Source organism: Arthrobacter sp. FW306-1B-G06A (assembly GCF_058781765.1).
Window position 1 is genome coordinate 30,383 of record NZ_JBYSXB010000036.1, and the last position, 19,689, is coordinate 50,071.

Below are 19,689 nucleotides of genomic sequence, written 5' to 3' on the forward strand. Positions count from 1 at the left end.
ATCAAACATTACCGGCAGGTAGCTGACTTTCAAGCGGTTAATCCAGAGCCAACTTCTCGTTACGACGGCGGGTGCCCGGCGATTGTGGGCCGATCCGTTCCGTGTCGGGTCCCCACCCATTAACGACGGCGGCGGCGCGGTCGGCCCAGCCTTCAGCCTTGACCCACTTACCCGGCTCAAGGTCCTTGTAACGGGTGAAGAAGTGCTCGATTTCCTTGATCAGGAATTCGCTGACATCGGAGATTTCCTGGATGTGGTCGAAGCGCGGGTCGGCCGGAACGCAGAGGACCTTTGCGTCTCCGCCGCCGTCGTCGGTCATGTTGAAAACGCCGATGGGGCGGGATTCAACGATGACGCCGGGGTAAAGGTCGAAGTCCTGCAGGAGGACCAGTGCGTCCAGCGGGTCGCCGTCCTCGCCAAGGGTGTTCTCGAAGAACCCGTAGTGCGTGGGGTACTGCATGGAGGTGAACAGGACGCGGTCCAGGCGGACGCGGCCGGTCTCGTGGTCAACTTCGTACTTGACGCGCGACCCCTTGGGGATCTCGATCGTGACGTCGTGCTTCATGGAATGCTCCTTGACGGTATTGGCATGGGCGCGGCAACAGAGCAGCCGACGCCGCCGACTACTATTGAGGATATAGCGAGAGGCCCAAGTTTCTTGAAACGGTGGGGACATTCAAGACTTTGAGGACTAAAGCTGCATGAAGGGCGTTAACGAGGCGGGGGCTGACAACCACTCTCCGGAACAGCAGGAAAATCCCGTTCTCAGGCCCCGGAAGCCCAGACCCGGGACGCCCGCGAGGCCGGAACCGAAGGGTGTCGCCGGCTTTCTGCCACTGGTTTTGTTGGCCGCGGTCATCGCGGCCTTGGCCGTGCCGATGGGCCTCGGAGTCGCACCCGGCTTCTTCGGGGTAGCCGCTGCGCCCGCGCCCCAGGTGCCGGCCTGGCAACAGGTCCCCAAGCAACTGAGCCGCACCCAGATCGTTGCGCCCTTGGACGCTTCCGCCCCGGTCCCGCTGCCGGCCGATGTCACCAGCCAGCTCAACGCCCTCCTGACGCCCGACGGCGGGGGAGACTTCACCGGCGTCGTTGAGGATGCGTTGACCGGACTTCCGCTTTACGATCGCGACGGCGCCAAGAACCGGGTGCCGGCGTCCAACATGAAGCTGCTGACGGCGGTCGCGGCGCTGCGGGCGATCGGCCCGGAGACCCGCTTCAACACGCGGGTCCTGACGGGACCTTCGCCGTCGACGATCATCTTGAGCGCCGGGGGTGACGTCCTGCTCGGCGACGGCCCGTCCCAGCCAAGCGAAGTGCTTGGCCATGCCGGCCTGGAGACCCTCGCGGCGGATGCGGCGAAAGCGCTTCAGGATCGCGGTGTGAAGGGTCCGGTCACAGTCCAGTTGGACGATGGACTGTTCACCGGTCCGGCTTTGAATCCGGCGTGGAGCCTCGACGACGTCGCTGCCGGTGAAACCGCGCCGATCTTTCCGCTCGCCCTGAACTCGGCCCGGACAAGCCCGGGGGCAACCACCGGTCCGCGTCCGCAGGACGCCGCGCTCACCGCCGCCCAGGCTTTCGCCGGGAAACTCCAAGCCGCGGGCGCCGCTGCCGGATTCACGGTGGTCCCCGGTGTGGAACGCGCCGCCGCTCCGGCAGGGAAGCAGGACGTCCTTGCCAGCGTGGCTTCTGCGACCGTCCGCGAGCAGGTGGACTTGATGCTGGAAACCTCGGACAACTACCTCGCCGAGGTATTCGGCCGGATGGCCGCGCTGTCCGCTGGAAAGCCGCGATCCAACGACGGCGCGACGGCGGCCGTGAGCGCCCAGGTGGCGGAACTGGGGATCGCGACGGACTCCATGCACTTGGCGGACGTGTCCGGCCTTGCCTTGGGCAACCAGGTGTCCGCGCGGCAGTTCGCGGATGTGGTGCGGGCGATTACCTCCGGACCGGACACTCGCCTCCGTGCCGCCCTCGCCGGGTTCCCCGTTGCCGGGCTGACCGGGACGCTCGGCGACCGCTACGCAGACGCCACCACCTCCCAAGGGGCTGGATTGGTGCGGGCCAAGACCGGCACCTTGAATTCGGTGATCGCTCTGAGCGGCTATGTGGTGGACGCGAACGGCCGCCTCCTGGTCTTTTCCTTTATCGGCAACGGGCTGACGCCGGGCGCGGCGGGGAACAAAGTGGCGCTGGACAGGTCCGCGACGGCCCTCGCGTCATGCGGTTGCCGCGCCGGCTGACCTTTGCCGCTGCCTGGCGTTCGCCGCTGAGCGAACTTAAGGGTGCAGATTCAGACTGTTGTGTTCTGATGGTTCGTATGGAGTCTCAGCAGCAAGCCCAGTCCCTCATCAACTGGGAGCTGGCCGCCTCCACGGCCGCCCGGCTCGCTCCCCCCGGTCCCGTACTGAGTCCGGCCCAGATCGGCAAAGCCGTGGACAGCCTGCGCTTCAGTGCGGACATTTCGGTACCGCATGTGCATGACATCACCGGTTTGGAAGCCGCGCGCGATCTCCGCGATTCCCATGTGCTCGTGGTTGACCGGGCGTCGTGGGCGAAGGCCAATACCCAGAGTTTTGCGGTGATGCTCCAGCCGGCCCTTAAACAAATGCTGGATTCCCGGCGGGGTCCGGCGATGACACCGGCAGCGGCGGCCGCGAGCGGCGCCATCACCGGCAGCCAGCTCGGGGCTGTGCTTGCCTTCTTGTCGAGCAAAGTCCTGGGCCAATACGATCCCTTCGCCGCGCTCGCCCCGGACTCGAAAGCACCGCCTGCGGGCCGGCTCCTGCTGGTGGCTCCGAACATCATCTCCGTGGAGCGCGAGCTCAACGTCGATCCAGACGATTTCCGGCTCTGGGTCTGCCTTCACGAGCAGACCCACCGGGTGCAGTTCGCCGCGGCTCCCTGGCTCCGGACCCACATGCTCGAGGAAATCGAGCGCCTCAGCGCCAATCTCATCGGCAATGTGGACTCCATCATGGATCGCGCTACTGCCGCCGCGCGCTCCCTGCGCGATCGCTCCACCGGCGCCACACCCGGCCGCGGGGCCATCTTGGACCTGCTCCAGAACCCTGAGGAAAAGGCCTCGCTCTCGCATCTCACAGCTGTCATGAGCTTGCTTGAAGGCCACGCCAACGTGGTGATGGACGCCGTCGATTCCACCCTTGTCCCTTCAGTGAAGACCATCAGGCAGCGCTTCAACGCACGGGGCAAGGACCGGGGCGTGATCGAGAAGTTCATCCGCAACATCCTCGGCCTGGATGCCAAGATGCGCCAGTACAGCGACGGAGCCAAGTTTGTCCGCGAAGTGGTTGCGGTGGCGGGCATGGAGGGCCTCAACCGGGTCTGGGAATCGGCCGACAAACTGCCTACGGAGACCGAGATCCACGACTCCAAGCTGTGGCTTGAGCGGATGGGGCTGTGACCGCAGGCACCACATCGGGCCAGGGCGGAAGCAGTAGAAACCCGCCAAGCACTGAAAGCGCTCCAAGCAGTGGACGACGGCGTCCCGGGCGTTTGGCGCCGGTCGTCGGCAAAGCACGGAATATGTTGCAGGACGCGCTGGCCTCCGCGGGCTACCCCGAGCGAATCCTGGTGGCTTGCAGCGGGGGGCCGGATTCCTTGGCGCTTGCCTCAGTGGCAGCCTATTTTGCCCGGCGTGGCCACGTTCACGGCCGCCCCGTGAGCGTAGCCGCCGTCGTGGTTGACCATCAACTGCAGGAAGGCTCGGCTGAGGTCGCGGCACGGACCGTGGCGATCCTTGAAGGGCTGGGACTCTCGCCCGTCCAGCTGCGGACCGTGGAAGTGGCAGCTACCGGGTTCGGTCCCGAGGCGGCAGCCCGGGACGCCCGGCACGCGGCCCTCGAAGCGGCCGCCACCGAACTTGATTGCGGAGCAATCCTGCTCGGGCACACGCTGGACGACCAGGCCGAACAGGTGCTGCTGGGCCTGGCCCGGGGCTCGGGAACGCGTTCCCTCGCCGGGATGCGGCCCGCCCGCGGCAAGCTCCTTCGTCCCTTCCTCGGGCTTCGCCGCGCCGAAACGCTCGAAATCTGCGAGGTCGAGGAACTCGAAACCTGGCACGATCCCAGTAACGCTGACCCCGCCTTCGCCCGCTCGCGGACCAGGGTTGAGGTGATGCCCTTGCTTGAGGACAAGCTGGGGCCCGGGGTGGCCGAATCACTCGCCCGCACCGCAGCGATCCTGCAACAGGATGCCGACTTCCTGGAGCACCTTGCCGCTGAGAGCTATGCGGGCCTCGTGAACCGGAGCGACGACGGGGTCTGGCTCCCGGAAGACCGCTTGAGGGAATTGTCCCCCGCGCTGAGGTTCCGCGTGATCGCCAAGGCGGCGGCCGACGTCGGGGGCCAACAGCCCGGCTACGGGCGGCTTCAGGCCGCCGAAGGCTTGCTGCGTCGCCAGGGATCCGCGGGCCCCGTGCAGCTTCCCGGTAGCGTCAGCGTGTACCGCGTATCCCTGAGCGAATTGGAGCGGGAGGCCGCAGCCGGAGGAACTGCCGTTCCCCGCGAAGGCGGCGGCTGTGGGAAGCTAGTATTCCGGCATCAAAGATCGCCCCAAAAGTAGCCGCACCCACGCATCAACACAGGAGCCATTGGTGGATTCAAACGACGTCCAGGCAGACCTCAAACACGTTCTCTACACCAAGGAGCAGATCCAGCAACGGATCGCCGAACTTGCTGCACAGATTGACAAGGACTACGAGGGCCGCGAGCTGCTGATCGTCGGCGTGCTCAAGGGTGCCGTCATGGTCATGGCAGACCTCGCGCGTGCGCTGCACAGCCATGTCAGCATGGACTGGATGGCGGTGTCCTCGTACGGCTCCGGTACCCAGTCCTCCGGCGTCGTGCGCATCCTCAAGGACCTTGATACCGACCTCATGGGCAAGGATGTCCTGATTGTCGAAGACATTATCGATTCCGGCCTGACCCTCTCCTGGCTCAAGACCAACCTCGAATCGCGAGGCACCGCCTCGGTGGAAATCTGCACCGCTTTCCGCAAGCCCACGGCCGCCAAGGTCGAGATCGACGTCAAGTACGTCGGCTATGACATTCCCAACGAATTCGTCGTCGGATACGGTCTCGATTACGCCGAGAAATACCGCAACCTGGACTTTGTGGGAACCCTCGCCCCGCACGTTTACGAATAGCCTTTCATTTCGCGTCCTAGACGCAAATGAAAGCCAGAGAAGTCGGCCGCCCCATTGGGAGGCCGACTTCTCTTTTTAACTCATTAGGGGAGGGCTGCCGATAATGGGCGATTTGCGTGTTAGCGTTCAGCTCATTAGTCGTTTGACTTGACCTGTGGGGGGCATTTTGAGTACAAGTTCAGTTTCAATGTCAAAGCGCGGAAAGATGCGGGCGCTTTTGGCCGGCGGATTGGTCCTGGGGGTCGGCGCGGCGGTTGTGTTGGCCGCGTGGAACGATTCCGAGTTCGCCACCGGAACATTCACGGCGGGCACTTTCAATCTTCAAGGAAGCACAGACGGCGCGTCGTACACGGACCACGCTGCCTCCCCTGGCGCCACCTTGCCATTCACCCTCAACCCGACCAATCTGGCGCCGGGGGACACCGTCTACGCGCCCTTCGCGGTGCGGCTGGCGGCCAACACCACTACAGGCTCCACTGTCACGGTGAATACAGCCACCGCCACCGGGTCGGTCGCGAACCTGAGTTATGAACTTGTCCAGCCCACGTCCTTCGGATGCTCCAGCAGCACCACGGGAACCGAATTGGTGCAGGCGGGTACCGCTCTCAATGGAGCGCTGAGCGGAGTCACGTTCACCCTCAGCCCCGGCAGCCCCGCGAGCGATCCCGGTGACGCGGTCTTCCTCTGCTTCAAAGTGACTGCGGCCGCCGGCTTGGTCCAAGGGCAAAACGGCACGGCCACGTGGCAGTTCGCTGCGGCATCCACCTCCTGACCAGCCGCGATGACCGGACGCAGGGCGACTCGTCGGCCTGAGCGGGGCCGCCAGCGCTTCCTCCGTGTGCGCGCCATCTTGGCCGGGGGCCTTGTCCTCGGTGCCGGATGCAGGCTGACCCTCGCTGCCTGGAACGATTCCGAGTTCGCGGCAGGAACATTCACCGCCAGCTCGTTCCAGATCGAATCCTCCGTCAACTCAGGAGGTGCATGGCTGGCACATCCCACGTCGGGATCCGCTGCCACCATGGCATTCAGTGCTGCAGGAATGTCACCAAGCACCGTCAACTACGCTCCCATCTGGATCCGGACTACTGCGGGGTCGCTTTCCGGAACCTTGACGCTCCAAGGAGCCAGCAACAACAACGCCGCCCTGGCCGCTGCCCTGGCCTATCGCGTGGTCAGGTACTCGTCCGGATCGTGCGACTCGAGCCAGTTCACGGCCGGGGCGAGCTACCTTGTCGGGACCTCGGCGTCGACGGTGCCACTCACCACGGCCGGTGCCGCCACAGCGGTGGCTGCGAACTCGCTGAGCCCCACCCAGATGTGCTTCGAGGTCACGATGCTTGCCTCCGCGGACAACTCCCTGCAGGGGGCCAGCGTGACGGCAACCTGGGAAATCAAGGGAACGTCCGACTCATGAGGACGGTGCTTGAGCCGGTGGGGTCCCGACGACGGACGGCCGACAACCGCAGGCGCCTCGCCGACGTCGTGCGCGAGACGTTGCTTAACCTCGCGGCGATCGGCGGCGCCATCTGCATCCTCCTGACGTTGGCCGCCGTCTTTTTCCACATCACGCTCATCATGTTCAAGACCGGCTCGATGTCTCCCGGGATCTCTGCTGGATCCTTGGCCATAGTCCGCGAGGTCCCGGCGTCGGAAGTGCGGACAGGGGACGTTGTCACCGTGGACCGGCCAGGACAATTGCCCGTCACCCACCGTGTCACATCCTCCCGGATGGTCGACGGCGCCGCGGCCGTCCTCACGCTCAAAGGCGACGCCAATCCCGTGGAGGATCCCGCACCGTACACCGTCTCCAAAGTCCGCACGGTGCTCTATTCGGTGCCGGGTATTGCCTACGTTGTTGCGGGAGCATCGAGCCCCTGGGTGCTTGGCGGCACTACGGTTGCCGTGTCCGCGTTGGTGACCTGGGCGCTGTGGCCCCGCCCCGAGAGGGCCCCGCGGGCCCGAATCAAGGCGAGGCGATGATCGGACACGGGAGCCTCAGGCGTTACGCGGCGACGGTCGCCTTGGTATCGCTGGGTCTGCTCTGCTCCGCTCCGGCGTCGGCGGCGACAGACGGGCCGGACCTGATCCTGACACACGGGGGGAGCAATCCGCCTGCCGTCCTTGCGCCCGGATCTACCAGCCGATGGAGTATCGGGGTGACCGCCAGGGCCGTGACCCTGCACGATTTGAGGATGCGGCTGCTTGCGGACGGCCCACTTATGGAGCTTGCCGCATCGGATGAGTCGGCACGAGTCGTCACGGTAGGTGTCCGCAGCTGCACCACCGCCTGGGCGGCGGCGGTCTGCCCGTCCGGTGAAAACACCGTCATCCCGACAACGACGCTTTCCTCCTTGGGTGGTGCGACCAGTCTTGCAAATCCCGACGGCGGAATTCCGGCCGGCGTCGAACTGCTGCTTGAGGTGACGCTTTCGCCGTCGGCGGGTAACAGCGTGCAGGGGCTTTCAACCAGAATTACGGCCAGGGTGGACGCCGCCGGCGAGCCAGCCGGGCCGCACGACTTTCCCGGCACCGCTCTCGCGGATACCGGCTTCCGCCTGGGCATCTTTGCCCTTCTGGGCCTTGGGACTGTCCTGGCCGGGGCTCTCGCGTCCAAGCTCGCCGGCGCCCGTGCGGCTGCCGACGGAATCGCGCCCGCCCGTGATCCGGGTGGGGACTGATGGCAACACCTTCGAAGTCGCATCGCCTGCGATCGCTGCTCACGGTGGCCGGGGTCGCGGCCGCACTGTTTGTGGTCCCGGGCGGAACGGGGACCACGGACGCGAGCTGGTCCGCCTCCGAAGTTGGCTCCGGTACATTGAACGCGCTCACGATTCCCCCGCCGGTCATGATCGGCCCGTGTACGCTCAGCCCCGGGGTCGCCGGGACCAGCCCCGTGATCACCGTCAACTGGCGATTCCCGGCGGGAACCGCGTATGCGGCGCCCGCCAACGTGAACTACTACGTAGCCAACGGGGGACTTCTCCCGAATCTGACAGGCGTGGTGCTGGGAACCAACCTCTCCACGACGGGCCCTGTCGGAGGCGTGTACACGACGCAATTCAAGTCGGGCGTGCTCGGCGGTTTGCTGGGGGGCTCCTACGGTGTCTATCTGCAGACGAAGGACGGCTCGGGGTGGGTCTCCTCCTTGGCCACGGCAAACGCATCCATGGGACTGGCGGGCGCCAACCCGGCCTGTACCGTGCAGTAGTTGCAACCGTTCGACGATTGCGTTCGACCCGCTGCGCGGGGATCCTGAAAGAACGGTGGATTTCCCCCGGGAACTTCCGGAATTCCGTGTTCATGTACGCCTAGAGGGAACTTTTGCCTCTCACTGTGCGTGAATCACTCCGAACGGTGTAAAGCTAGAAACTGACGCAGCACCACACGCGCGCAGAAGCTGCGCCGTGCAGCACTACCAGGAGGGACGGGGCGGAGCCCCCGAACAGATGAAAGCTAAGAGTTTCTTCAAGGGCCCGGGCATCTGGATTGTTGTCGTAGTCGGCTTGCTCCTGGTGGCATTTGCAACCCTTGCCCCCGGCGGATCCACTCGTATCGACACCGACAAGGGCCTCGCAATCCTCTCGCAGAGCGGCAAGGTGGACCAGGCCAAAATCTACGATGCCGAGAACCGCGTTGACCTGACGCTGAAAGACAACCTCGTCATCGATGGCCAGGACAAAGGCAAGAACGTCCAGTTCTTCTACGTCACCGCGCGAGCCGGGGATGTCGTCAAGGCCGTCACCAACGCCCAGCCGTCCGGTGGCTTCACGGACCAGCCCGTCGAGAACAACTGGTTCTCCGGACTGTTCTCCCTCCTCATCCCCGTCCTCCTGCTGGGTGTGCTTTTCTGGTTCCTGCTCTCCCGCATGCAAGGCGGCGGTTCCAAGGTGATGCAGTTCGGGAAGTCGAAGGCCAAGCTGGTCAACAAGGACATGCCGCAGGTTACCTTCTCTGACGTTGCCGGTGCGGACGAAGCCGTCGAAGAGCTCCAGGAGATCAAGGAATTCCTCGCAGAACCGGCGAAGTTCCAGGCCGTCGGCGCGAAGATCCCCAAGGGCGTGCTGTTGTACGGCCCTCCGGGCACCGGCAAGACCCTCCTGGCCCGCGCCGTCGCAGGCGAGGCCGGCGTCCCGTTCTTCTCCATCTCGGGCTCGGACTTCGTCGAAATGTTCGTAGGCGTCGGTGCTTCGCGCGTCCGCGACCTTTTCGAGCAAGCCAAGTCCAATGCGCCCGCCATCATTTTCGTTGACGAGATCGACGCCGTCGGACGCCACCGTGGCGCCGGTATCGGCGGCGGCAACGACGAGCGCGAGCAGACCCTTAACCAGCTCCTCGTCGAAATGGACGGCTTCGACGTCAAGACCAACGTCATCCTGATCGCGGCAACCAACCGTCCGGACGTCCTGGACCCTGCCCTGCTCCGTCCGGGCCGCTTCGATCGCCAGATCACTGTTGAGGCACCGGACCTGATTGGTCGTGAACAGATCCTGAATGTCCACGCCAAGGGCAAGCCGATGGCCCACGGCGTCGACCTCAAAGGCGTCGCGAAGAAGACCCCGGGCTACACGGGTGCCGACCTTGCCAACGTGCTCAACGAGGCCGCACTCCTGACGGCCAGGTCCAATGCCAACCTGATTGACGACCGCGCCCTGGACGAGGCAATCGACCGCGTCATGGCCGGCCCGCAGAAGCGCAGCCGCGTCATGAAGGAAATGGAGCGGAAGATCACCGCCTACCACGAAGGCGGCCACGCCCTGGTGGCAGCGGCATTGCGCAATTCAGCCCCTGTCACGAAGATCACCATCCTGCCCCGAGGCCGCGCACTCGGCTACACGATGGTCGTTCCCGAGGACGACAAATATTCGATCACGCGCAACGAACTCCTCGACCAGATGGCCTATGCCATGGGTGGCCGCGTTGCAGAGGAGATCGTCTTCCACGACCCCTCCACGGGCGCCTCGAACGATATCGAAAAGGCCACTGGAACTGCGCGCAAGATGGTCACCCAGTTCGGCATGAGCGAGCGCATCGGCGCCGTGAAGCTTGGCGCCGGCGGCGGCGAGCCGTTCCTCGGCCGGGACATGGCACAGGAACGCAACTACTCGGACTCGGTGGCGTACATCGTTGACGAGGAAGTGCGCCGCCTGATCGATCAGGCCCACGACGAGGCCTATGCCATCCTGACCGAGAACCGCGACGTCCTGGACCAGTTGGCCCTTGAGCTGCTTGAGCGCGAAACGCTGAACCAGGCCGAGATCGCCCACATCTTCCGCGACATCCGCAAGCGTGATTTCCGCGAGGTATGGCTCTCCAAGGAGTCCCGTCCGGTCCAGACCATCCCTCCGGTGGAATCCCGTGCGGAGAAGGCCGAGCGCGAAGCCCAGGAACAAGCCAAGGCAGCTCGTCTCGAAGAGCCTTTGGACGCCCAGCCCCCGCACCCGCAGGGAGTCGGCAGCCAGGAGTCATTCACTGGTCAAGGACCTGACGCGGGCACCGACGTTTCGCATCAAGGCTAAGCTTTCTGCTGTGACTCACATCGACGACGACGACTTCAGCGGTGCCGCCAGTGACGACTTTGGCGACGCCTCCGGGGGAAAATCAGGTGGCCACGGCCACGGCCACCACTCATATAAGGTCGACCGCCCCCGCATCGAGGCGGCCGTCCGCGAGATCCTCATTGCGGTGGGCGAGGACCCGGACCGTGGCGGACTGGTGGATACGCCGAAGCGCGTAGCCAAGGCTTACGCCGAGGTGTTCGCGGGCCTGCACCAGGATCCCGAACATGTCCTGTCCACCACGTTCGACCTCGACCATGAGGAACTCGTGCTGGTCAAGGACATCCCGTTCTATTCCACGTGCGAGCACCATTTGGTGCCGTTCCACGGCGTCGCGCACGTTGGATACATCCCTTCCCACGACGGCAAAGTGACGGGGCTGAGCAAGCTGGCCCGCCTCGTCGACATTTATGCCCGCCGCCCCCAAGTGCAGGAACGCCTGACCACCCAGATCGTCGAAGCGCTCGTGACCCACCTCAAGCCCAGGGGCGCGATCGTCGTCGTCGAATGCGAACACATGTGCATGTCCATGCGTGGCATCCGCAAGCCCGGCGCCAAGACCGTCACCAGCGCAGTGCGCGGGCAACTTCATGACCCGGCCACCCGCGCCGAAGCCATGAGCCTCATACTCGGAAGGTAACAAAGACCATGGATTCCCTCGCAGCAGCACCAGGAACGGGCCCGGCTACCAGCCCCCTGCCCATTCTCCGCAAACCCCGTCCAGCTGCCCGCTTCGCGGACCTGCCGGCCGACCGCACGCTCGTCATGGGAATTCTGAACGTCACGCCGGATTCATTCAGCGACGGCGGAAAGCACCCCACGGCGGACACCGCCATCGCCCACGCATTGCGCATGTTGTACGCGGGAGCGGACATCATCGACGTCGGCGGCGAATCGACCCGCCCGGGCGCCGAGCCCGTCTCCCCGGAAGAAGAACAGCGCCGGGTCTTGCCGGTGATTCAGGCACTCGTGAAGGCGGGAGCGCTCGTCAGCATCGACACGACGCACGCGTCGACGGCCGCCGCGGCCGTGGAGGCAGGAGCCGCGATCATCAACGATGTCTCAGGGCTGAGCCTCGAACCTGAGATGGCCGAACTCGTTGCACGCACCAAAGTGCCCTATGTCCTGACCCATCGCCGGGGCGACGCCGAGACCATGAACAGCCTTGCCGACTACGGCAATGTGGTTGAGGAAGTCATCGAAGAGCTCAAGGGCGTCCGCGACAAGCTCTACGCGGCAGGCGTCACACCGGAGCAAATCATTGTGGATCCAGGCCTGGGCTTCTCCAAGGACGAGGACCAGAACTGGCAACTCCTCAAGTACATCGGCAAGCTGGATGAACTTGGCCACAAGGTCCTGATTGGAGCTTCCCGCAAGCGTTTCCTCGGGACGCTCCTGACGGTGGCCGGCAAGGCGGCGGCACCGGAGGAGCGCGATCATGCAACCGCTGCCATCACGGCTATCAGTGCCGCGAACGGCGCCTGGGCCGTGCGCGTCCACGACGTCGGCCCCAGCCTTGACGCCGTCAAGGTTGCCGCACGCATCAGACACTAAGCTTCGTGGACAAAGGGGGAGGAACCGGTTTGGACAGGATCACACTGACCGGCGTGACCGCCGTCGGGCATCACGGCGTCTTCGACTTCGAGCGCCGGGACGGACAGCCGTTCGTCGTCGACGCGGTGCTGTACACCGATTTCAGCAAGGCAGCGGAAACCGATGACCTGCAGTTCACGGCGCACTACGGCGAAGTGGCCGAGTACATCACATCCCTCATTACGGGCGAACCCCTCAACCTGATCGAGGCCCTCGCCGTACGGATCGCCGAGGGGATCCTGGCTGGCTTCAACGTTGCCGCCGTCGATGTCACGGTCCACAAACCCAAGGCCCCCATCGAGGTACCCTTCGGTGACGTCACCGTCAGTGTCCACAGGGAGCGTGCATGACCTCCCGTTTCACGAAAGCCATCCTGGCCTTGGGCAGCAACCTGGGTGAGCGGAACGACACCCTCTCCACCGCGGTCGCCGACATCGTTGACCGCCCGGAAATCCGCCTGCTCGGAGTCTCCCCGGTGGTACAGACGAAAGCCGTGGGCGGGCCTGTGGGGCAACCGGATTTCCTCAACATGGTGATCGCCATTGAGACCACGCTTACGCCGCTGGAACTGTTACAACACTGCCACGACGTCGAACAAATGCACCACCGGGTCCGCGAGGTCCGCTGGGGCCCCCGCACATTGGACGTGGACATCATCGTCTATGGCGAGTTCAGAAGCGACGACGAAACACTGACCCTGCCGCATCCGCGGGCTGCGGAGCGCGCCTTCGTGCTCTATCCGTGGGCCCTCCTGGACCCTGCTGCGCGGCTCAACGGTGAGAGCGTCGCCGAGCTGGCCGCCAAAGCCGAGGACTTTCCCGGGCTTCGGCCTTTCGACGGTTTCGATGGATCCGGCAGCGTCGCTGCCGCGGGAGCGGTGGAATAGTCCATGAAGGCCATGCGACCGCTCTTGTTGGCGATCATCGCCGTCGTTCTTGCCGCCATCGGCTGGCTGACCACCGTGCTCACTACGCGCTACAGCATGGCGACGCCGGTTCTTCCTCCTTCCGCGTTGATAACCATGGGCTTCATCGCCGTGCTGACCTTGATCATGGGCATCCGCGTCCTGCGGTGGCGCAACGGCAAGAAAAAGACCATGCTCAACCCCATCTTGGCGGCGCGAACCCTGATCCTGGCCCAGGCCTGCGCCTATGCCGGCGCGGTGCTGCTGGGCTGGCATGTGGGAATCGTGATTGAGCAACTCCGGCTCTGGAGCTTCCGGAGCGACCAAGGCATCTTGTGGCTCGCGCTCATCATGGGCGGCGGCGGGCTCATCATGGCCATCGTGGGCCTCGTGGTGGAGCGGTTCTGCCGAATCCCTCCGGAAGACCTGGAAGGCGGCCCCGGCGTCAGGGATCCACGTCGTGGCGAGGCCAAGGGCGAAGGCGAATATGCATACCGCGGCGATTGATCCTCCTGGCATCCAGTGGCTGCGCGTTTCGCGGAAATACGTGACCGTGCGGGTTGTCGAGTGGGCCATTGGCAACGTGATCACGATCGGCCTGTTCAGCTTGCCCTTGCTTTTCGTGGAACTGGGATGGTGGAAGTGGCCGCCGCTGTGGCTCGCCGTCTCCGTTCCCGCGGCCTTTCTGCTGGTTGGCCTGTGGCGGCTTGTGTTGATTCCGAGGCAAGTGAGGGCCATCGGCTATGCGGAACGTGACGACGACCTGCTGATCCGCCGCGGCATCTTCTTCCAGCGGACCATGGTGGTTCCCTACGGCCGGATGCAATACGTCGACGTTGCGGTTGGACCTGTCGAGCGGGTCCTCGGGCTGTGCACCCTCAAACTCCACACCGCTTCAGCCGGAACCAACGCCCACCTTCCCGGACTTCCCGCCGCGGAAGGCGCACGGCTGCGCGAGCAGCTTTCGGCCCGCGGCGAAGCGAGGCTGGCCGGGCTGTGACCCAGGAACACACCGTCGTCGACGGCGACTGGCACCGCGTCCACCCGGCGTCGCCCTTCGTGCGGGGATGGGTGGCACTGGCGGCGATCGTCTATTTCTTCGGCCGCGATACCTTCGAACGGGCCCTCCAAGGCCGCGGGACCATAGGCGACAACTTCAACGAACGGACGCTCTGGCTCCTGGCCGGGGGCGGCGTCGTGCTGTTACTGGCTTTGGGTTCTTTCGTCCTCAGCTGGTACTTCACCAGGTACCAGCTTGCCGAAGGCTACGTAAGGGTCAACACCGGCTTCCTGTTCAAGCAGCAGCGCCAGGCGCGGCTTGACCGGGTCCAGGCCATCGACATCGTGCAGCCCCTGCTTGCCCGTATTTTCGGGCTCGCGGAGCTGAAGTTCGAGGTGGCCGACGCCGGCCATTCGGCCGTGCGGCTCTCTTACCTCAGGCTCGCCCAGGCCAAACAGCTCCGTGCCACGATCCTGGGCCGGGCCGCCGGCATTGCTGACGGGAGCGAAACGGTCGACGTGCCCGAGGCCCCCGAGCAGGTGGTGCTCTACGTGCCGCCTGGACGGCTTGTCGGTTCGCTGATCCTGAGCGAGCAGAGCCTCTTCATTGTGCTCAGCGCCATCGCGTCCGTGTTGGTGTCAGTGCTGACCGAGTCCCGGGCCTTCATCCTCTACTTGATTCCGGCAATCCTCGGCTTGGGAACCGCCTACTGGCGATCGTTCAACACGGGCTACAACTTTACGGCGGCAGTTTCCCCGGACGGCATCCGCCTGCGCTACGGGCTCCTGGACACCCGGGCCCAAACCGTGCCTCCCGGCCGCATCCAGGCCCTCAAGGTCACGCAGCCGCCGCTGTGGCGGATTCTCGGCTGGTACAGGATCCATGTGAACGTTGCCGGCTACGGTGAACACCACCGCAGCGAAGGCGAGCACCGGACCCTGTTGCTTCCGGTCGGCCGGAAGCCTGAAGTGATGATGATGCTCTCGCTCGTCTTGCCCGATCCTGGTACCGCCGATCCTGAACGGGTGTTCACCGCCGGGTTGACCGGACTGGATTCAGGCGCCGGCTTTGTCACTACCCCCAAGCGTGCCTGGATTCTTTCCCCGTTGGGCTGGCGACGCAACGGCTTCCTTTCAACGGACACGGCCCTGCTGCTGCGCTCCGGCCGCTTGTGGCGGAAGTTGGTGATGGTCCCGCATCAACGAACGCAGTCGATCGCCCTCCACCAAGGTCCGTTGGCCCGGCTCTTCGGCGTCGCCGACCTCGTGTTGCATACGACTCCGGGACCGGTAGCGCCCCGGCTCATCCAGGCAGCCACCGAGGAAGCAGTCGGCTTGTTCGACCAGCAGGCGGCCCGGGCCCGCAAAGCCCGCAAACTGCAGAGTTCCGAGCAATGGCTGGCACAACTTCCGTCCGCCGCCATGCCGGCCCCGCCCGCCACGCCTGCCATGCGGCGTGCATCAACCCAGGAGGAACCCGACCATGGCTAGGCCAGGACGACTCGGCGTAGGAATCATTGGCGCCGGCAAGGTGGGTGCCGTACTGGGTGCGGCCCTGCGCGGGGCCGAGCACGCCGTCGTCGGGGTTTCCGCAGTGTCGGAGGCGAGCCGGGAGCGGGCGGAGTCGCTGCTGCCGGGGGTCCCGATCCTCGAAATCCAGGAGATCGTGGAGCGGTCCGAGTTGGTGCTCCTTGCCGTTCCGGACGATGCGCTCGGCGAACTCGTCTCAGGACTGGCCAAGTTCGGCGCATGGCAGCCAGGACAGCTCGTGGCGCACACGTCCGGCCGCTTCGGCGTCGGAATACTGAAACCGGTCCGCGCCGCAGGCGCCATTCCGCTCGCCCTCCACCCGGCCATGACGTTCACGGGCATGAGCCTGGACCTCACCCGGCTCATGGACTGCACGTTCGGGGTCACTGCCGACGCCGCGATGCTGCCCATCGCCCAAGCCCTCGTGGTGGAGATGGGCGCTGAACCGGTGGCCATTGCCGAGGCCGATCGCACGCTTTACCACGCGGCCCTCGCGCACAGCTCGAACCATATGGTCACCCTTGTGGCCCAGTCCTCCCAATTGCTCCGGGATATCGGCGTCGACGCGCCGGAACGCATGCTCGGCCCCTTGCTCCGCGCCACCTTGGAGAACGCCCTGGCCTCAGGCGAATCGGCACTGACCGGGCCCGTGGCCCGCGGGGATGTGGGGACCGTCGCCGCCCACGCGGAGGCCCTCAAGGAGTACGACGGCGGTGCCGGCGGCGATGTCCTCGCCGCCTACCGGGCCATGGCCCGCGCCACGGCCCGCCGGGCTGTCAATCGCGGACTGCTCAAAGAGGGCCAGCTTGGCGACATCAACAACGCCTTGGACACCTCGGGTACGCCGGACAACGGTGAAGACCGTCCAGGCAACGACGCTGCCGGGACGCAGGAAGGAAACTGAGAATGGCCATCAAACTTGTGACCACTGCAGCGGAATTGCGGGCAGAAAGCACGCGGTTGCTCGCGGAAAAGCGCGGGAGCTCGCAGGGCCTCGTCCCGACGATGGGAGCGCTGCACACGGGTCACGCGACGCTGGCCCGCACCGCCGTCGAACAGAACGACGTAGTGGTGGCCTCCATCTTCGTGAACCCTCTGCAATTCGGCGAGGCCGCGGACCTCGAACGCTACCCGCGCACGCTTGATGCCGATATGGCCCTCCTGGACGCCGAGGGCGTGGATCTCGTCTTCGCCCCTTCCGTAGAAGAGGTTTACCCCGGTGGGGAGCCGCTGGTCCGGGTGACTTCGGGACCGTTGGGCGAGAAATGGGAGGGCGCCTCGCGCCCCGGCCACTTCGACGGCGCCCTAACGGTGGTCGCCAAACTGTTGCACTACGGACTGCCGGGCGGTCCAGCAGCCGACGGCGGTGCTGCCGCGTACCGCGCGTACTTCGGCCAGAAGGATGCCCAGCAGTTGGCGCTCGTGAAGCGGATGGTGGCAGATCTCAGCTTTCCGGTGGACATCGTGGCCGTACCTACTGTGCGCGACGCGGACGGGCTGGCCCTTTCCAGCAGGAATCGTTTCCTTTCCGATGAAGAGCGGGAAGCGGCGCTGGTTCTGTCCCGCGCCCTCCGCCTGCTCGAGTCCCGCGCCCTGGCGAACGAGCCGCTCGAGCTGGACTCCGCCGTCGCGCTCGTTGAATCGCAGCCCCTCGTGAAGCTGGACTATTTCGACGTCGTCGATCCCCGCACGCTGGAACCGCTCGCCGAAAACTGCAGGGAAACTCCCTTCCGGGGCGAAGGGCTTGCACTCATTGCGGCGAAGGTCGGGCCCGTGCGCTTGATCGACAACGTGCCGCTGAGTTCCTGAACTCTCTTAACTTCCGGATGCCAGTACGCAAACGTTTGGATTAAGCTGCTGACGGGAATGCCGTTGAGGCTTAGACTGTTGCAATCTTCACCGGTGACGAGCGCCGGAAACCATCGCACCCAAAGCTGAGGGATCCTCATGTCTACCGACGTCACATCCGACGCGCACGGCAACCCCATGCCGGAAACAGGGACACAGCAAGCCAGCGACAGGATGTCGCGCGAGTCTGTCACCGTCATCGTCACGCTCCTTGTGGCCACCTTCGTAGTGATCCTCAACGAGACCATCATGAACGTCGCCTTGCAGCGGCTCATGACGGACCTCAATGTCGACGCGCCTACTGTCCAGTGGCTCTCCACTGGATTCATGCTGACCATGGCCGTGGTCATCCCCACCACCGGCTTCATCCTCCAGAGGCTCACCACTCGAGCTGCGTTCCTTCTGGCCATCGGACTGTTCAGCGGCGGTACCCTGCTCGCGGCGCTGGCCCCGGGTTTTGGAGTGCTCTTGTTGGCGCGCATCGTCCAAGCGGGAGGCACGGCAATTATGCTGCCGCTGCTGATGACGACCATCTTGACCTTGGTGCCTCTGTCCCGACGCGGTGCCGTGATGGGCAACGTGACCATTGCCATCTCGGTTGCGCCGGCCTTGGGCCCCACGGTTTCCGGGATCATCCTCGACCACTTCTCGTGGCGATTCATGTTCGTCTTCGTACTGCCGGTGGCCTTGTTGGCGATGGGCATTGGCGCCAAGTTCCTGACCAACGTCGGTGAACGCGGCAACGTCAGGTTGGACTTCGTCTCGGTGGTCCTGACCGTTCCTGCCTTCGGCGGGCTGGTCTATGGACTGAGCCAGATCGGCGGCCACTCCGGAGCAACCGCCGTTCCGATCGCTGCACTCGTGATCGGCGTCCTGTGCATGGTGGCGTTCGTCTTCCGCCAGCTCAAATTGCAGAAGTCCGACGCGCCCCTGCTGGACCTCAGGGCATTCAACTTCCGCATGTTCACGGTCTCGGTCCTGCTCATGGTGGTTGCCATGATGGCCCTGTTCGGCGGAGTGATCCTGCTACCGCTCTACCTGCAAAACGTTCTCCACCTGCAGCCAATGGAGACCGGCCTTGCGCTCCTTCCGGGCGGCTTGGCGATGGGCCTGCTCGGTCCGGTGGTCGGCAGGTTGTTCGACAGGATAGGCCCGCTTCCACTGACTGTCACGGGTTCCATCCTGCTGGTGCTCACGCTGTGGCAGTTCTCAATGCTCAACGCGAGCAGCCCCCTGTGGTGGGTCGTGGTCCTTTACGCAGTGCTTAGCCTGGGGTTGGCTTTGCTGTTCACGCCGGCGTTCACCACTGGCCTCAACCCGCTTCCGCCGCACCTCTATTCGCACGGCTCGGCCATCATGAGCACACTGCAGCAGGTGGCGGGTGCCGCGGGGACTGCGCTCCTGGTTTCGATCTTCGCGGTGGTCTCGGCTGCGTCCGGCTTTGTTGCCGGGATGCAGGCCGCATTCCTGACGGCCACTTTGATTGCGGTGGTTGCCGTAGTGCTGTCCACCATGATGCGCAAAACCGAGGGCGCAGCCGCGCACTAGTCCGCTTTGTTTGCTGGTGCGGCGCGTTGTCTGTGACGCACGGCATGTTTTTGGCTGGCGGCCCTAAAGGCTTTCACTCAGGTGGCACTGGGCGCGGAATTGCCGTGTTGTAGCGGGTTTTGAAGCGCAGGATGGTGCTGTGGGGGTGATTTGCGTGGGGTCTTGGGGGTGTGTAAAGTAGATCGAGTCGCCGCCGCTGATGCGGAAAAATTGCGACCGACCCCCTTTCAAATGGAAACCAAATTCTTGGTTCGCTTTCTTGCGTTCCGGTGTGGTTTCCGGGTGTCACGGATGGTGTTTTGTCCGATGCGGTTCCCGGATTCGGGAGTTGTGCGGAGAGGGCGGGTCTGGTAAGTTTGGAAAGTTGCTCCGGAGCGAGTCTGGGCCCTTTGGTGGGTGTGGGTGGTGCCGGGTGTGTCTGTTGTTTGAGAACTCAATAGTGTGCCAAGTTTGTTGATACCGATTTGTTTTTATGAATTGGTTGATTTTGCCGGGCCTTGTCCGCCCCTGTGGGTGGGGTCTGGTTTTCAGCTGGTTTCAAATTT

Annotated in this window: 21 protein-coding genes; 20 read left to right on the forward strand and 1 reads right to left on the reverse strand. The window is 64.7% G+C overall.

Features of this window, described 5'->3' with window-relative positions; translation table 11 throughout:
- Positions 1-37 precede the first annotated feature (37 nt).
- Positions 38-565, reverse strand: a complete 528-nt coding sequence (locus AC3WJM_RS17550; protein ID WP_492272503.1) for an inorganic diphosphatase — start codon at positions 563-565, stop codon at positions 38-40.
- A 313-nt stretch (positions 566-878) separates the two neighbouring features.
- Between AC3WJM_RS17550 and dacB the strand changes: the two genes are divergently transcribed.
- From dacB to AC3WJM_RS17650, 20 genes are all read left to right on the forward strand, one after another.
- Positions 879-2,243, forward strand: coding sequence for a D-alanyl-D-alanine carboxypeptidase/D-alanyl-D-alanine endopeptidase (dacB, locus tag AC3WJM_RS17555; RefSeq protein ID WP_492272513.1), 1,365 nt, complete (start codon positions 879-881; stop codon positions 2,241-2,243).
- A 77-nt stretch (positions 2,244-2,320) separates the two neighbouring features.
- Positions 2,321-3,424 carry a zinc-dependent metalloprotease gene (locus tag AC3WJM_RS17560; protein WP_253257327.1) on the forward strand — a complete coding sequence of 368 codons (1,104 nt, stop codon included), beginning with the start codon at positions 2,321-2,323 and terminating at the stop codon, positions 3,422-3,424.
- A gap of 122 nt (positions 3,425-3,546) precedes the next feature.
- Positions 3,547-4,584 (forward strand): tRNA lysidine(34) synthetase TilS, encoded by a 1,038-nt coding sequence (gene tilS / locus AC3WJM_RS17565; RefSeq protein WP_492272504.1) that lies wholly within the window; start codon positions 3,547-3,549, stop codon positions 4,582-4,584.
- A 31-nt stretch (positions 4,585-4,615) separates the two neighbouring features.
- Positions 4,616-5,167, forward strand: a complete 552-nt coding sequence (hpt, locus tag AC3WJM_RS17570; RefSeq protein WP_059388924.1) for a hypoxanthine phosphoribosyltransferase — start codon at positions 4,616-4,618, stop codon at positions 5,165-5,167.
- Positions 5,168-5,354: 187 nt separating this feature from the next.
- Positions 5,355-5,939, forward strand: a complete 585-nt coding sequence (locus AC3WJM_RS17575) for a SipW-dependent-type signal peptide-containing protein (RefSeq protein ID WP_059388925.1) — start codon at positions 5,355-5,357, stop codon at positions 5,937-5,939.
- Between the two features lie 66 nt (positions 5,940-6,005).
- Positions 6,006-6,581 (forward strand): SipW-dependent-type signal peptide-containing protein, encoded by a 576-nt coding sequence (locus AC3WJM_RS17580; RefSeq protein ID WP_492272505.1) that lies wholly within the window; start codon positions 6,006-6,008, stop codon positions 6,579-6,581.
- Positions 6,578-7,147 (forward strand): signal peptidase I, encoded by a 570-nt coding sequence (locus tag AC3WJM_RS17585; RefSeq protein WP_492272506.1) that lies wholly within the window; start codon positions 6,578-6,580, stop codon positions 7,145-7,147. Before AC3WJM_RS17580 ends, AC3WJM_RS17585 begins: the two co-directional genes overlap by 4 nt.
- The gene (locus AC3WJM_RS17590; protein ID WP_492272507.1) at positions 7,144-7,845 is read left to right on the forward strand and encodes a hypothetical protein; all 702 of its coding nucleotides are present in this window, start codon (positions 7,144-7,146) and stop codon (positions 7,843-7,845) included. The genes AC3WJM_RS17585 and AC3WJM_RS17590 overlap by 4 nt, the downstream gene beginning before the upstream one ends.
- On the forward strand, positions 7,845-8,375 hold the full coding sequence (locus tag AC3WJM_RS17595) for a hypothetical protein (protein WP_492259909.1): 531 nt from the start codon (positions 7,845-7,847) through the stop codon (positions 8,373-8,375). The genes AC3WJM_RS17590 and AC3WJM_RS17595 overlap by 1 nt, the downstream gene beginning before the upstream one ends.
- Before the next feature lie 238 nt (positions 8,376-8,613).
- Positions 8,614-10,683 carry an ATP-dependent zinc metalloprotease FtsH gene (ftsH, locus tag AC3WJM_RS17600; protein ID WP_284990222.1) on the forward strand — a complete coding sequence of 690 codons (2,070 nt, stop codon included), beginning with the start codon at positions 8,614-8,616 and terminating at the stop codon, positions 10,681-10,683.
- A gap of 10 nt (positions 10,684-10,693) precedes the next feature.
- Entirely contained in the window at positions 10,694-11,362 is a 669-nt protein-coding gene (folE, locus tag AC3WJM_RS17605; protein ID WP_284990223.1) for a GTP cyclohydrolase I FolE, read from the forward strand.
- 8 nt (positions 11,363-11,370) lie between these two features.
- Positions 11,371-12,276 (forward strand): dihydropteroate synthase, encoded by a 906-nt coding sequence (folP, locus tag AC3WJM_RS17610; RefSeq protein ID WP_284990224.1) that lies wholly within the window; start codon positions 11,371-11,373, stop codon positions 12,274-12,276.
- A 29-nt stretch (positions 12,277-12,305) separates the two neighbouring features.
- Complete coding sequence (folB, locus tag AC3WJM_RS17615; RefSeq protein ID WP_059388928.1) at positions 12,306-12,665, forward strand: dihydroneopterin aldolase; 360 nt, start codon at positions 12,306-12,308, stop codon at positions 12,663-12,665.
- Positions 12,662-13,201 carry a 2-amino-4-hydroxy-6-hydroxymethyldihydropteridine diphosphokinase gene (folK, locus tag AC3WJM_RS17620; protein ID WP_492272508.1) on the forward strand — a complete coding sequence of 180 codons (540 nt, stop codon included), beginning with the start codon at positions 12,662-12,664 and terminating at the stop codon, positions 13,199-13,201. Before folB ends, folK begins: the two co-directional genes overlap by 4 nt.
- Before the next feature lie 3 nt (positions 13,202-13,204).
- Positions 13,205-13,726 carry a DUF3180 domain-containing protein gene (locus tag AC3WJM_RS17625; protein ID WP_059388929.1) on the forward strand — a complete coding sequence of 174 codons (522 nt, stop codon included), beginning with the start codon at positions 13,205-13,207 and terminating at the stop codon, positions 13,724-13,726.
- Entirely contained in the window at positions 13,707-14,219 is a 513-nt protein-coding gene (locus AC3WJM_RS17630; protein WP_284990226.1) for a PH domain-containing protein, read from the forward strand. The genes AC3WJM_RS17625 and AC3WJM_RS17630 overlap by 20 nt, the downstream gene beginning before the upstream one ends.
- A complete protein-coding gene (locus AC3WJM_RS17635) occupies positions 14,216-15,709 on the forward strand; it encodes a PH domain-containing protein (protein WP_492272509.1) in 1,494 nt (497 codons plus the stop codon). The genes AC3WJM_RS17630 and AC3WJM_RS17635 overlap by 4 nt, the downstream gene beginning before the upstream one ends.
- Entirely contained in the window at positions 15,702-16,652 is a 951-nt protein-coding gene (locus AC3WJM_RS17640; RefSeq protein ID WP_492272510.1) for a Rossmann-like and DUF2520 domain-containing protein, read from the forward strand. Before AC3WJM_RS17635 ends, AC3WJM_RS17640 begins: the two co-directional genes overlap by 8 nt.
- A gap of 2 nt (positions 16,653-16,654) precedes the next feature.
- Entirely contained in the window at positions 16,655-17,557 is a 903-nt protein-coding gene (gene panC, locus AC3WJM_RS17645) for a pantoate--beta-alanine ligase (protein WP_492272511.1), read from the forward strand.
- 138 nt (positions 17,558-17,695) lie between these two features.
- The gene (locus tag AC3WJM_RS17650) at positions 17,696-19,144 is read left to right on the forward strand and encodes a DHA2 family efflux MFS transporter permease subunit (protein WP_476910126.1); all 1,449 of its coding nucleotides are present in this window, start codon (positions 17,696-17,698) and stop codon (positions 19,142-19,144) included.
- The last annotated feature ends 545 nt before the right edge of the window (positions 19,145-19,689 follow it).

What these genes read in the sequence shown, in the direction of transcription:
- ftsH (WP_284990222.1), top strand. Translation starts at nt 8,614, where the DNA reads ATGAAAGCTAAGAGTTTCTTCAAGGGCCCGGGCATCTGGATTGTTGTC.
- folP (WP_284990224.1), top strand. Translation starts at nt 11,371, where the DNA reads ATGGATTCCCTCGCAGCAGCACCAGGAACGGGCCCGGCTACCAGCCCC.
- dacB (WP_492272513.1), top strand. Translation starts at nt 879, where the DNA reads ATGGGCCTCGGAGTCGCACCCGGCTTCTTCGGGGTAGCCGCTGCGCCC.
- AC3WJM_RS17575 (WP_059388925.1), top strand. Translation starts at nt 5,355, where the DNA reads ATGTCAAAGCGCGGAAAGATGCGGGCGCTTTTGGCCGGCGGATTGGTC.
- tilS (WP_492272504.1), top strand. Translation starts at nt 3,547, where the DNA reads ATGTTGCAGGACGCGCTGGCCTCCGCGGGCTACCCCGAGCGAATCCTG.
- AC3WJM_RS17650 (WP_476910126.1), top strand. Translation starts at nt 17,696, where the DNA reads ATGTCTACCGACGTCACATCCGACGCGCACGGCAACCCCATGCCGGAA.
- AC3WJM_RS17560 (WP_253257327.1), top strand. Translation starts at nt 2,321, where the DNA reads ATGGAGTCTCAGCAGCAAGCCCAGTCCCTCATCAACTGGGAGCTGGCC.
- AC3WJM_RS17585 (WP_492272506.1), top strand. Translation starts at nt 6,578, where the DNA reads ATGAGGACGGTGCTTGAGCCGGTGGGGTCCCGACGACGGACGGCCGAC.
- folK (WP_492272508.1), top strand. Translation starts at nt 12,662, where the DNA reads ATGACCTCCCGTTTCACGAAAGCCATCCTGGCCTTGGGCAGCAACCTG.
- AC3WJM_RS17595 (WP_492259909.1), top strand. Translation starts at nt 7,845, where the DNA reads ATGGCAACACCTTCGAAGTCGCATCGCCTGCGATCGCTGCTCACGGTG.
- AC3WJM_RS17625 (WP_059388929.1), top strand. Translation starts at nt 13,205, where the DNA reads ATGAAGGCCATGCGACCGCTCTTGTTGGCGATCATCGCCGTCGTTCTT.
- AC3WJM_RS17550 (WP_492272503.1), bottom strand. Translation starts at nt 565, where the DNA reads ATGAAGCACGACGTCACGATCGAGATCCCCAAGGGGTCGCGCGTCAAG.
- AC3WJM_RS17640 (WP_492272510.1), top strand. Translation starts at nt 15,702, where the DNA reads ATGGCTAGGCCAGGACGACTCGGCGTAGGAATCATTGGCGCCGGCAAG.
- AC3WJM_RS17630 (WP_284990226.1), top strand. Translation starts at nt 13,707, where the DNA reads ATGCATACCGCGGCGATTGATCCTCCTGGCATCCAGTGGCTGCGCGTT.
- panC (WP_492272511.1), top strand. Translation starts at nt 16,655, where the DNA reads ATGGCCATCAAACTTGTGACCACTGCAGCGGAATTGCGGGCAGAAAGC.
- AC3WJM_RS17590 (WP_492272507.1), top strand. Translation starts at nt 7,144, where the DNA reads ATGATCGGACACGGGAGCCTCAGGCGTTACGCGGCGACGGTCGCCTTG.